Below are 12,363 nucleotides of genomic sequence, written 5' to 3' on the forward strand. Positions count from 1 at the left end.
CCTTATTGGACCCCCGCATGACACCCGCCGACATCGACCACCCGCTGCTGGAGCCGGGCGAGCCCCTGCTCGCCACCTTCGCCCCGGACCGCAACCGGTACTGGCGCGATCACGGGATCATGGCGGTCGGGCTGATGGCGCTGGCAGGTGGTGTGCTCTGGCTGATCGGCTCGCCCTACCCCGCCATCGGCTCGCTGGGCGCTATTCTCGCTGTCGCCGTGCGCGGCCTCTATCTGGCGGGCGAGACCTTCAAGATGCGCTGGCTGCTGACCGACCGGCGGCTCATTCTGGCCGGTGGCGTCCGCTCGGTGAATTTGCTTGAGATCGACAAGGCGCGGCCCCTGTTGGGCGACGTGCAGCTGATCACCAGATCGGGCGACAAATATCTGCTTAAATTTCTGGCGGACGAGACCGAGGTGATCACCAAGATCACCAACGCCCGCGATGCCCGCGCCAGAAACCGCCCCGCCTGACCCGCGCACGGGCCGTTTACTGGACAGAAAGGCGAGACGGGCCAGCATAGACCTTGTGAAATTGGGGATATGCCATGCCTGCGACCAGTTTTTCCGCCGCCCTCTTCCTTATCCCGCTGCTGGTGCTGCTGTTCAGCACCCAAGCGCTGGCCCCGGTGCGCCGCGCTTTTGCCACCCGAAAACCCGTTGTCGAACTGGCCCGCGATGAGCGCCTGATCGCCGTGATCCGCCCCGATCCCGGTGTCTTGGCCTTGCATGCGCTGGGGATCGCCGCGCTGGTGATCGCAGCGGCGCTGGTCGAACAGGTGCTGTTCGGCGCCAGTCCCGGCACCGCCTATCTGCCGCTCATGCCCTTTGCCCTTGCCGCGCTGGTGCATCTTCTGGCGCAGGGCAGCGCACAATGGCTGGTCACCGACCGCCGGGTGATCACCGCGCTGGGGGCCTCGTTGCCGCTGTCGGACATTGCCCGGATCACGGTTGGCGCGGTGTCGGTGCAGCTGGATGGCTCCGGCACGCAATCGGTGCGTTTGGTCGGCCTGCCCGACGCGCCCGCCACCGCCCGGCTCATCCGACACGCGCTTGAGCAGTAGCGCCCCGGCCCGTCCGGCGTTATAAGCCCGCCCGAACCCGGTGGCTTGAGGGCCGCCCGGACGGCAAGCAAGGCGGCGCGCATGATCCTTCACTTTTCCAACGCTCGGCTGATCGACCCCGAGGCGGGCACCGATGCCACAGGCTCGCTGACCGTCGAAAACGGCCGCATAACCGCCCTGAACGCGCCCGCGCCCCAAGGGGCCGAGGTGATCGACGCACGCGGCAGATGTCTGGCACCGGGGATCGTCGATTGGGGCGTCCATGTCGGTGAGCCGGGCGCGCGCCACAAGGAAAGCTACCGCTCGGCCGGACAGGCCGCCGCGGCGGGCGGGGTGACCACGTTCATCACCCGCCCCGACACCCTGCCGGCCACGGACACCCCCGAATCCCTCGACTTTCTCGCCCGCCGCGCCAGCATCGAAGCCCCGGTCAACGTGCGCCACATGGCGGCCCTGACCCGCGGCCGCGAAGGGCGCGAGATGGCCGAGATCGGCTTCCTGATGGACGCCGGGGCCGTCGCCTTTACCGACGTCGAACACGTCACCCGCGACACCAAGGTGCTGTCGCGCTGCCTGACCTATGCGCGCTCACTGGGCGCGCTGGTGGTGTGCCACCCGCAAGACCCGGGGCTGAGCGCCGGGGCGGCGGTGACCTCGGGAAAATTCGCCTCGCTGCGCGGGTTGCCGGGCGTGTCGCCGATGGCCGAACGGATGGGGTTTGACCGCGACATGGCCTTGGTGGAGATGACCGGCGTGCGCTATCACGCCGACCAGATCACCTGCGCGCGCACCCTGCCCGCGCTGGAACGCGCCAAGAAGAACGGGCTGGATGTGACGGCGGGGATCTCGATCCACCACCTGACGCTGAACGAATTCGACGTCGGCGATTACCGGTCGTTCTTCAAACTGACCCCGCCCCTGCGCGCCGAAGACGACCGGCTGGCGATGATCGAGGCCGTCGCCGACGGGCTGATCGACGTGATCTGCTCGATGCACACGCCGCAGGACGAGGAATCCAAGCGCCTGCCCTATGAAGAGGCGGCTCCCGGCGCGGTGGGTCTGGAAACGCTGCTGCCCGCCGCGCTGCGGCTCTATCACAACGACCAGCTCACCCTGCCCCAGCTCTGGCGCGCCCTGTCGCTGAACCCGGCCCGCAGGCTGGGACTGGAGGCCGGGCGGCTGAGTGCCGGTGCGCCCGCCGATCTGGTGTTGTTTGACGCCGATGCGCCCTTTGTGCTGGACCGGTTCCTGCTGCGCTCGAAGTCAAAGAACTCGCCCTTTGACGGGGCACGGCTGCAGGGTAAGGTTCTGGCAACCTATGTCGCCGGGAAACCGGTCTTTGTGCGCGAGGCCGCCTGATGCTCCCCGATCTGACCACCGCGCCGCTGCTGCTGATCGCCATCGCGATCGGATCGTACCTGCTGGGCTCGATCCCCTTCGGCGTTGTGATCACCAAGGCGATGGGGCTGGGCGACGTCCGTGCCATCGGCTCGGGCAACATCGGCGCAACCAATGTGCTGCGCACCGGCAACAAACCGGCGGCGCTGGCGACACTGCTGCTGGACGCGGCCAAGGGCGCGGTGGCGGTGCTGATCGCCCGCGCCGTGGCTGGCGAGGATGCCGCACAGGTAGCGGCGCTGATGTCCTTTCTGGGGCATCTGTTCCCGGTCTGGCTGGGATTCAAAGGCGGCAAGGGGGTTGCGACCTTCCTCGGCACGCTGCTGGCGCTGGCCTGGCCCATCGGTCTGGCCTGCTGCGCCACCTGGCTGGTGGCACTGGCGGTGACGCGGATTTCTTCGGCCTCGGCGCTGGTCGCCTCGGCCGCAGCGGCGCTCTATCTGTGGATCTGGGGCCCGCAGAGCCTGATCGCACTGGCTGTGGTTCTGGCGGCGCTGGTCTGGGTGAGGCACGCGGCGAATATCGCGCGGTTGATGAACGGGACGGAACCGAAGGTCGGTCGCAAGAAGAGTTGAGGCTGGTACTGTGGGGCGGTGCCGCCCCGGGTTTACTGTTGGTGCCGGGGGGCTGCCGCCCCCCGGACCCCCTGCTTCAAGGAGGGTACACGTACCCTCCTTGAAAATCCTCCCGTGGATATTTTTGGACAGATGATGACGCGCGCTTAGCTGCAAATGCCGCGGCGTTGCAGGCCGTCCCAGGGGAGCCAAACAGGGACGTCGGGCATCGCGCCCGGCTCCATCACCTGCCCCAGCAGATCGCGCAGGCGGGCGGTGCGGGCGCCCTCGGGATCGAGCGTCTCGCAGCAGACGTATTCCTCCACCAGACTGGCTTGCTGCTCGTAGCCGAAGTCTAGGAAGCGCGCATTGTCGTTCGGGTCGAAGAGATAGGGGTCGGCGGCGCTGGCGTGTTCCGCACCGACGCGCAGGGGCGAGTAGCCGGTGCTTTCGCGGTTCTGCCATTGCCAGACATGGGTCAGCTCATGCACCAGATACATTGCCGCCCCCAGCGTCATCGTCCCATCCGGGCGGCGCGCGAAGTCGGGTTGCAGGACGTCGGGGCGCACGTGCATGGTTTCGAACAGCACCACCCCTGCGGCACGGCCATATTCGACGGCGGCTGTGGGCGGTGGCAGGATGCGCTCGCGGCAGGTGGTGCGCGGGCGGGTCGCGAAGGCGTGGCGGCGCATGCCGACAAAGCCGTTGCGATAGAACCGCACGGCGGTGGGGTCGAGCGTGCGGCCGAAAAGGCGTTGGGCCAGATCTGTCTCAGGCGCCGTCAGGGGGCGACCGCAGGCGGCGAGCAAAAGGAAGAGAGCAAGGAGGATGCGCATGAGGCTTATCCCATGGTCCAAGCCCTTGGCCGTCAAGACGATTCGCGTGCCATCCTCTTCAACATCTGGCGTTCGTATAAGCCCGGCGCGATCCGCATCATCAGGGCCGAGAGCGCGGCGACACGGCCGACGGGGATGAAACGGCGCCCTTGGTCGAGGCCCTTGAGGATCACCGCCGCCGCCTGATCCGGCGTCATCGCGTCGATCCCGTCGGTCGCCGCGCCAGGTCGCCCGATCCCGTTGACGGTGTATTCTGCGCCGGGGTTGGTGGCCACGAAGGACGGGGCTGCGAGGGCGACGCGGACGCCGTGCGGCGCTTCTTCACCCCTGAGCGAGGTGAAGAACCCGGTCATCGCGTGCTTGGAGGCGGCATAGGCTGTGCGGTGTTTGAGCGGCGCGAACCCGGCGACCGAGGTGATCGCCAGATGCGTGCCATGCGCGGCGCGCAGGTCAGGGAGCAGCGCAGCGGCGAGGTTCACCGCGCCCCAGTAGTTGATCTCGAACGCCCGGCGATGCGCCGCCGGGTCCATCGCGGCGAAGGGGGCGATCAGCGTGACGCCTGCGTTATAGACCGCCAGATCCAGCGAGGGGCGCGCGGCCCGGATCTGCGCCACGGTGGCCGCCACCTGTTCGGAGTCGGTCACGTCACAGGCGTGCAGGCTTTGCTGCGCGCCGTCCTTGAGCGCGCCGAATCCGCCGGGCAGGTCGAGCAAGGCGCAGAACCAGCCGCGCGCCTGCAGGCCTGCCGCCAACGCCCGGCCCAGCCCCCCGCCGCCGCCGGTGATCACCGCCGTTTTCAAGGCCGCGCCCACGCCTGCCACAGCGCGAAAACCTGCGCCGAGGTCAGGTCCGGCGTATAACCAAAGCGCTCTTTCAGCGCCGTGTTATCCAGCACGGGCCGGTACTGAAGAAACCGCACCTGCTCGGGCCCATAGCGCGACAGCCCCAGAGGCCGCGCCACCCCCAGAGCCAATTTGAGCGCCCACGCAGGCAGCACCAGCAACGGCTTGCCCATCGCCGCCGCCAGATCCTGCACGCTCATCGCCCCGTCCCCGGCGACGTTGAACACCCCCGCCGGGCCCTCCGTCGCCGCACGAATCAGGATACGCGCCAAGTCTTGCGTCCAGATGAACACGAACGGACTGCCCGACCCGGCCACCGCCAGCACCCGCTTGCGCCGGAACAGCGCGGTGATCTGGTTCTCAACCCCCTCGCCCAGCACGGTGCCGATGCGCAGCACCACCTGCTCCAGCGCAGGATGGTTAACGCGAGCTTCGGCCAGCATCTCCTCGACCTGCCGCTTGTGGTCGGCATAGGCGAACTCGACATTGCCGCGCAGCGGGTCGGTTTCCCGCAAGGGCACCGGGTTGTCAGCGTGATAGCCGTAAGCCGCACCCGACGAGGTCACCACCAGCCGCCGCACCCCCTGCGCCACACAGGCGTCGAGCACATTGCGCGTGCCCTGCACATCCACCCGCCACTCGAAATCGCGGGTCGAGCCCTTGGGCGGCGTGACGATCGAGGCCAGATGCACCACCACCTCGGGCCGGACGGCGGCGATCACGCGGGCCGGATCGTCGCCGGTCACGTCCATCCGCTCATAGCCGGGGGCGACATCGGTGGCCAGCACCTCGTGCCCGCCAAGCCCGGCGATCAGCGCGCGCCCGACATTGCCCGCCGCCCCGGTGATCAGGATGCGGGTCATAGCGGCCTCCGCGCCCAGGCCATGGCCAGCGCCAGCCCGCTGATCGCGTGCCACAGGCCCCAGAAGGCGGCGACCACCGCCATGCCGCCAAGGCCCCCGAAGAAGGCAAAGATCAGGATCAGCCCCAGACCCGAGTTCTGTATCCCCGTCTCAATCGTAATCGCCCGCCGGTCCGCCGGGGCCACGCGCGCCAGCGTGGCGATGCCATAGCCCAGCCCCAGAGCCAGCGCGTTATGGGCGATGACAAGCCCTGCGACCAGCCCCGCGAGGGCGACGAAATAGGTCCAGTTCCCGGCCAGCGCGGCCAGAATGAAGGCCAGAAAGATCACCATCGACAGGATCTGCATCGGCTTGCGGATCTTCGCCGCCAACGCCGGTTTATACGCGTTTACCAACATTCCAACCGCCAGCGGCAGCACCAACAGGAACAGCACCGTCACCGCCACCTGCACCGGATCAATTGTCGTTGCGTGCAGGATCTCGCGCGTCGGCGCATAAAGCCCGCCCCAGAGCGCGATATTGAGCGGCGTCAGGACAATCGCCCCCAGCGTCGCAATCGCCGTCAGGCTGACCGACAGCGCGGCATTCCCGCCCGCCCTATGGGTCAGAAAGTTCGAGATATTCCCGCCCGGACAGGCCGCCACCACGATCAGCCCCAAGGCAATCGACGGGCGCGGCTGCATCACCAGCACCAAGAGATAGGTCGCCGCCGGCAGCGCAACGAATTGCGACAGAAAGCCCGCGATCACCGGGCGCGGCGCGCGCGCCAGCGCGCGGAACTGCGCGGGCCGCAGATCCAGCGCGATGGCGAACATCACCACTGCAAGGATCGCGTTCAGCAGCGTCAGGGACGCGGGGCTGAAGTTGAGCATGACGTCGTCGATCTGATCCATCTCAGCCCCCCAATGCCGTGATATGCTTGGCCAGCGCCGCCCGGTACGTGTCGCGCTCGACGTAATAGGCCATGCGCGGCAGGTCGATGTAGGTCATCCCGCCGGTCACCCGACCAAAGCCCGCCGCCTTCTCGGCCTTGATCGACTGCGCCGCCGGATCGCCCGCGCGGATGCCCTTGAGATAGCGCACCACCATCTCGGCCTGCTCATGCCGCCCCTGCCAGCCCAGCCCTGTCGCCTCGATCATGCCCATCACGAAGAGATCGTCACGCTCAGGGTGCAGACAGTTGAGGTACAGATGCGGCGCGGCCCCCTGCCAGTTGAGCAAGGCGCGGTCGATGAACGGGTAGTGCAGCAGATAGCCGGTCGCAGCGATGATCAGATCGTAGTCGTCGCTGGTGCCATCGGTGAAGACCACCCGCCTGCCCTCGAAGCGGGCAATATCGGGTCGCACGCGAATATCGCCGTGGCCCGCATGAAAAATCGCCAAGGAGTTCACCACCGGATGGCTCTCATACAGCTTGTGATCCGGCGCCGGGAACCCCACGCGCTGCGGATCGCCGGTGAACCAGCGCAGGATCATTCCGTCCACCCGCCGTTTGAGCCACATCGGCAGCTTGAGCGCGCCGCCAATCGTGTCCGCCGGTTTGCCGAAAATGTATTTCGGCACAAAATGATAGCCTCGCCGCAGCGACAGATCTGCCACCTCGCCATGATGCGCCGCGTCCACGGCAATATCGCAGCCCGAGTTACCGCCGCCGATCACCAACACCCGCTTTCCGCGCATCTGGTCGGGATGGCGGTACTGCGCGGAATGGATCAGCTCCCCGGCAAACGCGCCGGGGAACGCCGGCAGGTTCGGCTCGCTGAGCGTGCCATTGGCGATCATCACGCCGCTGAACTCGCCCGCGTGTTCCTCACCCGCTTCACGCCACACCACCCGCCAATGCCCCTCGCCCAAGGGCTCACAGCGCAGTACCTCAGCCCCGAAGCGAAAGTGCCGCCGCAGATCGAACCGATCGGCAAAGGCGCGGAAATAGTCACGCAGCACCGAGTGTTTAGGGTAATCCGCCACCCCCGCCTCCATCGGGAAATCGCGGAATTCTGTCTTGGTCTTCGACGAAATCAGATGCGCCGAGGCATACATCGTCGAGCGCGGCCCCTCGATGTCCCACAGACCCCCGACATCCGAATGCAGCTCGAAGCCCTGAAACGCGATCCCCTGCTCGACCAGAAGCTTGGCACAGGCCAACCCCATCGGCCCCGCCCCGATCAACGCAATCGGCAATTCCCCCACAACGCACCCTCCCTCACCTTGTCTCAAATACTCCCGGGGGCGGCGCATCGCGCCGGCGGGGGTGGGACACCCCCGAGCGCGCCGAGGGAGCTCGATGCCCCCGAGGCGCGCCCCTCGCCGCCTAAAGCCGACCCGCCTCCAGCAACCGATGCAGAAACGCCTGCGTGCGCGGATGCTCGGGCGCGGCGAACAGCTGGTCGGGCGGGGCCTCCTCGATGATCCGCCCGCCGTCCAGAAAGCATACCCGGTCCGCCAGGCCCCGCGCGAAGCCCATTTCATGCGTGACGATCACCATCGTCAAGCCGCGCGCTTTCAGCCCGCGGATCGCTGCCATGACCTCACCGACCAGCTCAGGGTCCAGCGCCGCCGTCACCTCATCGAGCAGCAGCACATCCGGCTGTCCGGCCAGCGCGCGGGCCAGTGCGACGCGCTGCTGTTGCCCGCCTGACAGCTGCTCGGGATAGGCATGGGCAAAGCTCTCCATCCCCAGCAGCGCCAGCACCTCCAGAGCCCGCGCCTCGGCTGCAGCCCGTGCCAGTCGCTGCACCTTGCGAGGGGCCAGCGTCACGTTGTCGATGACGCGCATATGCGGAAAGAGGTTATAGCTTTGAAACACGATGCCGACGCGGCGTTGCAGCCCGGTCTTGCCAAAGGACGCATCCTCGACCGACACCCCGTCCAGCGCGATCTCGCCATAATCCGGCTCGATCAGCCGGTTGATGCACCGCAACAACGTCGATTTCCCGCTGCCCGAGGCCCCGATCAGGCAGACCACCTCGTGCCGCTCGACGTCCAGATCCACCCGGTCCAGAACCAGATGTGTGCCGAAATACTTGGTTAACCCCCGGATGCGGATCATCGCCCTAGCCCGCCATCTGCAAACGCTTCACCCGGTCGCGGTGGGTGATCCAGTCGGCCAGCCGCGCCATCGGGATGGTTGCCAGCAAGAACAACAGCGCCGCCACCACCAGCGCCGAGTAATTGAACGTCGTCGCCGTGTAGATTTGCGCCTCGCGCACCGCGTCGCGCACGCCGATGACCGACAGCAGCGCGACGTCCTTTTGCAGCGCCACAACGATGTTCATCAGCGACGGCACCGCATTGCGCAGGGCCTGCGGCAGGATCGCGTAGACCATCACCTGCCATTCGTTCAGACCCAGCGCCCGCGCGGCGGCGCGCTGGCCTTCGTGCACGGCGTCGATCCCGGCGCGGTAGATCTCGCAGACATAGGCCGAATAGCTCAGCACCATCGCCACCCCGCCCCAGAACAGGCCCGAGTTGGGCAGCCCCGCGATGCGCAGCGCCGGGATGCCAAAGCCGAACAGGATCACCAGCAGGAGCGCCGGCAACCCGCGAAAGATGTCGATATAGAGCACCACCATCAGCCGGAACGGCGCGAACCACGGCCCGCGCAGGCTGCGGATCACCGCCAGCAGAAGCGCCCAGACGCCGATGCAGAGCATGGCGATCAGCCAGACCTGCATGTTGGTGAGGAACCCGTGCGCCACGCGCGGCAGCGCCGCCAGCATATGGTCCAGGCTGAAAAACTGTCGCTGAATGCGCGGCCAGTTCTCGTTCTGCGAGACCAGCCAGGCCAGCCCGCCAAACACCAGCGCGATACTGCCCGCGCCGATCAGGCCGGGCACCAGCGCGGTGCGCCAGTCGAAACCCCGTCGCCGGGGCGGCGGCGGGGGCGTGTCGGGCTGTTTGGGGATCATTCGGTGATGATCGGCAGATCCGGGTCGGCGACCAGCCAGGTCTCGACCAGCTCTTGCACCGTGCCTGCCGCGATCAGGCTGCTCAGCGCGGCATCAACCCAAGGGATCAACGGGCTGCCTTGCTCGAAGATCAGCCCATGCCCCTCATCCGCCGCGTCGGGCGGCAGGATCGCGACGATGCTGGCCTCGGGGATTTGCACAGCGGTGGCGAACAGCGCGGTCGGCACCGCAGCAACCGTCGCGTCGATCTGCCCGGCCTGCATCGCCTGGAAGACGCCGACCTGATCGTCATAGACAGCCACATCAGCGACCCCCATGACATTCTCCAGATAAGCCAGATCGGTCGTGCCAATTGCCGCGCCCCAGCGCGCGGTGCGCAGGTCGGCAAAGGACGCAGCCCCGATCACCGGCGAGCCGGGCAGCGCGATGACGGCCTTGTCGGACTGGTAATAGACCTGGCTGAAGCCCATCACCTCGGCCCGTGCGGGCGTGACCGAAACCTGATTGATGGCGAAGTCGAAGGGCTTTTCACCCGGCGCGATGATCTGCTCGAAGGTCTGGCGCACCCATTGCACCTGATCGTGGCCAAAGCCCATCTCATCGGCCAGCGCGTAGATCAGCGCGCTTTCGAAGCCTTCGCCGCTGGCCGGATCGTCGTTCATCATCCACGGCGGATAAACCGGGTCCGAGGTGCCGACGGTCAGCATGCCGGGATGCACAAGGCGCGCGTCATCGGGCGTGCCGGTGTCTTGCGCCTGCGCGGCAACACCGAAGGAAACGGCGGCCAGCGCGGCCATGGCGAGGGTGCGGAAGGGGTGAACTTTGTCGGGCATGGCGTCGCGTCTTTCCCTGTTAAGCCGGGTATGATCCGGGTTCAGTTCGTGATGCGGGCCAGCTTTGCCCCCCGCGCGACGTCTTGCAAGGGGGTGCAGAGGACAACCGTGCGGAAAGCGTCACGGATCTGTCAAAGCGGCGGGCTCAACCGGTAGGGGCAGCGACGTCTTCAGCGCTCTCGCTGCAGAACATGTCGTACATCAAACCAATGGTGCGCGCCGCGCGGGCGTCGCCCAGCGCGTAATAGATCGTCTTGCCTTCGCGGCGACAGACAACCAGCCCCTCAAGCCGCAGACGCGCAAGCTGTTGGCTGACCGCCGCCTGACGCGAGCCCAAGAGTTGCTCAAGCTCGGTCACCGATTTCTCGCCCGTGCTGAGATAGCACAGGATCAGCAACCGCCCCTCATGCGCCAGCGCCTTGAGAAAAGCTGCTGCGGCCTGCGCCTGTTCGACCATGGTGTCGACGGGACGCTGCGCACACTCGCCCGCGCCGTCAAGCGCATCGACGCCGAAGAACGTGTCGAGAGTATCAGCATTCCCCGAAACAGCAGGCCCGGCCATAAGTGCGTCTCCAGATGAAAACAAATGCAAAGATCGCGATCTTATGGGAGAAGATAGGCCGCAAACCCGGTTTTCGCAAGGGTTTGCCATAAAAACAGGGCGCGCTGTCATCTGACAGCGCGCCCTGCTCGTTCTTTAGAGTCGCAAACCGAGGGTTAGCTCAGGTCGGCATCCTCATCGACGGCGCCGCCCATATCGTCGAACAGCTCCGAAATCTCGAATTCGGCTTCAGCTTCAGCTTCAGCGGCCAGTTCCTGAATGGACTTGCCCGAGGCCTGCAGCTCGGCTTCTTCAACCGAACGGGCAACGTTGACCGAGATTTTGGCTTCGACTTCAGGGTGCAGCACGACGCTCAACCCGTGAACGCCCAGCGCCTTGATCGGTGCAACCAGGACAACCTGACGACGATCGATCGAGAAACCCTCAGCCGTGACGACGTCGGCGATGTCACGCGGCGTGACCGAGCCGTACAGAGCGCCCGAGTCCGAGGCCGAACGGATAACGATGTAAACCGTACCGTCGAGCTTTTCGGCCAGCGCGGCAGCTTCCTTCTTGGTTTCCAGGTTGCGCGCTTCGAGTTGCGCTTTCTGGTCCTCGAAAGATTGCTTGTTGGCGTCGGTGGCGCGCAGTGCCTTGCCTTGCGGCAGCAGGAAGTTGCGGGCAAAGCCGTCGCGTACTTTCACGACGTCGCCCATCTGGCCCAGCTTGGCCACGCGTTCCAGAAGAATCACTTGCATGGCTGGATCCTCACTTCACGGCATAGGGCAGCAGGGCGAGGAAGCGGGCGCGTTTGATGGCACGGGCCAGCTCACGCTGCTTCTTCGCCGAGACGGCGGTGATACGGGCGGGAACAATCTTGCCCCGCTCGGAAACGTAACGCTGCAGCAGGCGCACATCTTTGTAGTCGATGGCGGGTGCGTTATCGCCCGAGAACGGGCAAACCTTGCGGCGGCGGAAGAATGGTTTGGTGGCCATGGTGGCTTACTCCTGTCCTACCTGGATCAACGACGCGGGCGGTCGCCGCGGTCGCCACGATCACCGCGGTCGCCGCGATCACCCCGGTCTCCACGCTCACTGCGCTCGTCCCGCTTTTGCATCTGGACGGTCGGGCCATCCTCATGTGCGTCGACCTTGATCGACAGCACACGCATGACGTCGTCATGCAGACGCGCCAGGCGTTCCATTTCCATGATAGCTGGCGACGGAGCATCCGTGCGCAGGTACATGTAGTGGCCCTTGCGGTTCTTGTTGATCTTGTAAGCCATCGTCTTGACACCCCAATATTCGGTGCCGACGATCGTGCCGCCATTGTCGGAAATCACGGTCGAGAAGTGCTCGATGAGCCCTTCTGCCTGCGCGTTGGAAAGATCCTGACGCGCGATCATGACATGCTCATACAGAGGCATGCGGTCTCCATTTCTATCAGGGCGCATTTCATAAGGCGGGCATTTCGCCCCGTCGCGGCCCGCCCACGAGAGTCTGCGCCGGATTCGTAGGATGCGAC

At 66.3% G+C, this 12,363-nt stretch carries 16 protein-coding genes; 4 read left to right on the plus strand and 12 right to left on the minus strand.

The window, feature by feature from the left end; all coding sequences use genetic code 11:
- Positions 1-17: 17 nt before the first annotated feature.
- From EAE28_RS04930 to plsY, 4 genes are all read left to right on the plus strand, one after another.
- Positions 18-473: a hypothetical protein gene (locus EAE28_RS04930; protein WP_181954478.1), complete on the plus strand. Its 456-nt coding sequence runs from the start codon at positions 18-20 to the stop codon at positions 471-473.
- Between the two features lie 74 nt (positions 474-547).
- Positions 548-1,063 (plus strand): hypothetical protein, encoded by a 516-nt coding sequence (locus EAE28_RS04935; RefSeq protein ID WP_127104730.1) that lies wholly within the window; start codon positions 548-550, stop codon positions 1,061-1,063.
- Positions 1,064-1,144: 81 nt separating this feature from the next.
- Positions 1,145-2,422 (plus strand): dihydroorotase, encoded by a 1,278-nt coding sequence (pyrC, locus tag EAE28_RS04940; RefSeq protein ID WP_127104731.1) that lies wholly within the window; start codon positions 1,145-1,147, stop codon positions 2,420-2,422.
- On the plus strand, positions 2,422-3,036 hold the full coding sequence (plsY, locus tag EAE28_RS04945) for a glycerol-3-phosphate 1-O-acyltransferase PlsY (RefSeq protein WP_127104732.1): 615 nt from the start codon (positions 2,422-2,424) through the stop codon (positions 3,034-3,036). Before pyrC ends, plsY begins: the two co-directional genes overlap by 1 nt.
- Before the next feature lie 146 nt (positions 3,037-3,182).
- Here plsY and EAE28_RS04950 read toward each other — a convergent pair whose 3' ends face one another.
- The 12 genes from EAE28_RS04950 to rpsF form a co-directional block, all read right to left on the minus strand.
- Positions 3,183-3,851 carry a hypothetical protein gene (locus EAE28_RS04950; RefSeq protein WP_127104733.1) on the minus strand — a complete coding sequence of 223 codons (669 nt, stop codon included), beginning with the start codon at positions 3,849-3,851 and terminating at the stop codon, positions 3,183-3,185.
- A gap of 32 nt (positions 3,852-3,883) precedes the next feature.
- Positions 3,884-4,651, minus strand: coding sequence for an SDR family NAD(P)-dependent oxidoreductase (locus tag EAE28_RS04955; RefSeq protein WP_127105309.1), 768 nt, complete (start codon positions 4,649-4,651; stop codon positions 3,884-3,886).
- Positions 4,648-5,556 carry an SDR family oxidoreductase gene (locus EAE28_RS04960; protein WP_127104734.1) on the minus strand — a complete coding sequence of 303 codons (909 nt, stop codon included), beginning with the start codon at positions 5,554-5,556 and terminating at the stop codon, positions 4,648-4,650. Before EAE28_RS04960 ends, EAE28_RS04955 begins: the two co-directional genes overlap by 4 nt.
- On the minus strand, positions 5,553-6,449 hold the full coding sequence (locus EAE28_RS04965; RefSeq protein ID WP_127104735.1) for a bile acid:sodium symporter family protein: 897 nt from the start codon (positions 6,447-6,449) through the stop codon (positions 5,553-5,555). Before EAE28_RS04965 ends, EAE28_RS04960 begins: the two co-directional genes overlap by 4 nt.
- Before the next feature lies 1 nt (position 6,450).
- The gene (locus EAE28_RS04970; RefSeq protein ID WP_246022278.1) at positions 6,451-7,746 is read right to left on the minus strand and encodes a flavin-containing monooxygenase; all 1,296 of its coding nucleotides are present in this window, start codon (positions 7,744-7,746) and stop codon (positions 6,451-6,453) included.
- 121 nt (positions 7,747-7,867) lie between these two features.
- Entirely contained in the window at positions 7,868-8,605 is a 738-nt protein-coding gene (locus EAE28_RS04975; protein WP_127104737.1) for an amino acid ABC transporter ATP-binding protein, read from the minus strand.
- A 4-nt stretch (positions 8,606-8,609) separates the two neighbouring features.
- Positions 8,610-9,464 carry an amino acid ABC transporter permease gene (locus tag EAE28_RS04980; RefSeq protein WP_127104738.1) on the minus strand — a complete coding sequence of 285 codons (855 nt, stop codon included), beginning with the start codon at positions 9,462-9,464 and terminating at the stop codon, positions 8,610-8,612.
- A complete protein-coding gene (locus EAE28_RS04985; RefSeq protein WP_127104739.1) occupies positions 9,461-10,297 on the minus strand; it encodes an ABC transporter substrate-binding protein in 837 nt (278 codons plus the stop codon). Before EAE28_RS04985 ends, EAE28_RS04980 begins: the two co-directional genes overlap by 4 nt.
- Before the next feature lie 145 nt (positions 10,298-10,442).
- Positions 10,443-10,754: an ArsR/SmtB family transcription factor gene (locus EAE28_RS04990; RefSeq protein ID WP_127105310.1), complete on the minus strand. Its 312-nt coding sequence runs from the start codon at positions 10,752-10,754 to the stop codon at positions 10,443-10,445.
- Positions 10,755-11,014: 260 nt separating this feature from the next.
- The gene (gene rplI / locus EAE28_RS04995; protein WP_127104740.1) at positions 11,015-11,596 is read right to left on the minus strand and encodes a 50S ribosomal protein L9; all 582 of its coding nucleotides are present in this window, start codon (positions 11,594-11,596) and stop codon (positions 11,015-11,017) included.
- Between the two features lie 10 nt (positions 11,597-11,606).
- Complete coding sequence (rpsR, locus tag EAE28_RS05000; protein ID WP_127104741.1) at positions 11,607-11,834, minus strand: 30S ribosomal protein S18; 228 nt, start codon at positions 11,832-11,834, stop codon at positions 11,607-11,609.
- A gap of 26 nt (positions 11,835-11,860) precedes the next feature.
- Positions 11,861-12,265: a 30S ribosomal protein S6 gene (rpsF, locus tag EAE28_RS05005; RefSeq protein WP_127104742.1), complete on the minus strand. Its 405-nt coding sequence runs from the start codon at positions 12,263-12,265 to the stop codon at positions 11,861-11,863.
- Positions 12,266-12,363: the final 98 nt, after the last annotated feature.

This window comes from Pararhodobacter zhoushanensis, from assembly GCF_003990445.1.
GTDB classification, from domain to species: Bacteria; Pseudomonadota; Alphaproteobacteria; order Rhodobacterales; family Rhodobacteraceae; genus Pararhodobacter; species Pararhodobacter zhoushanensis.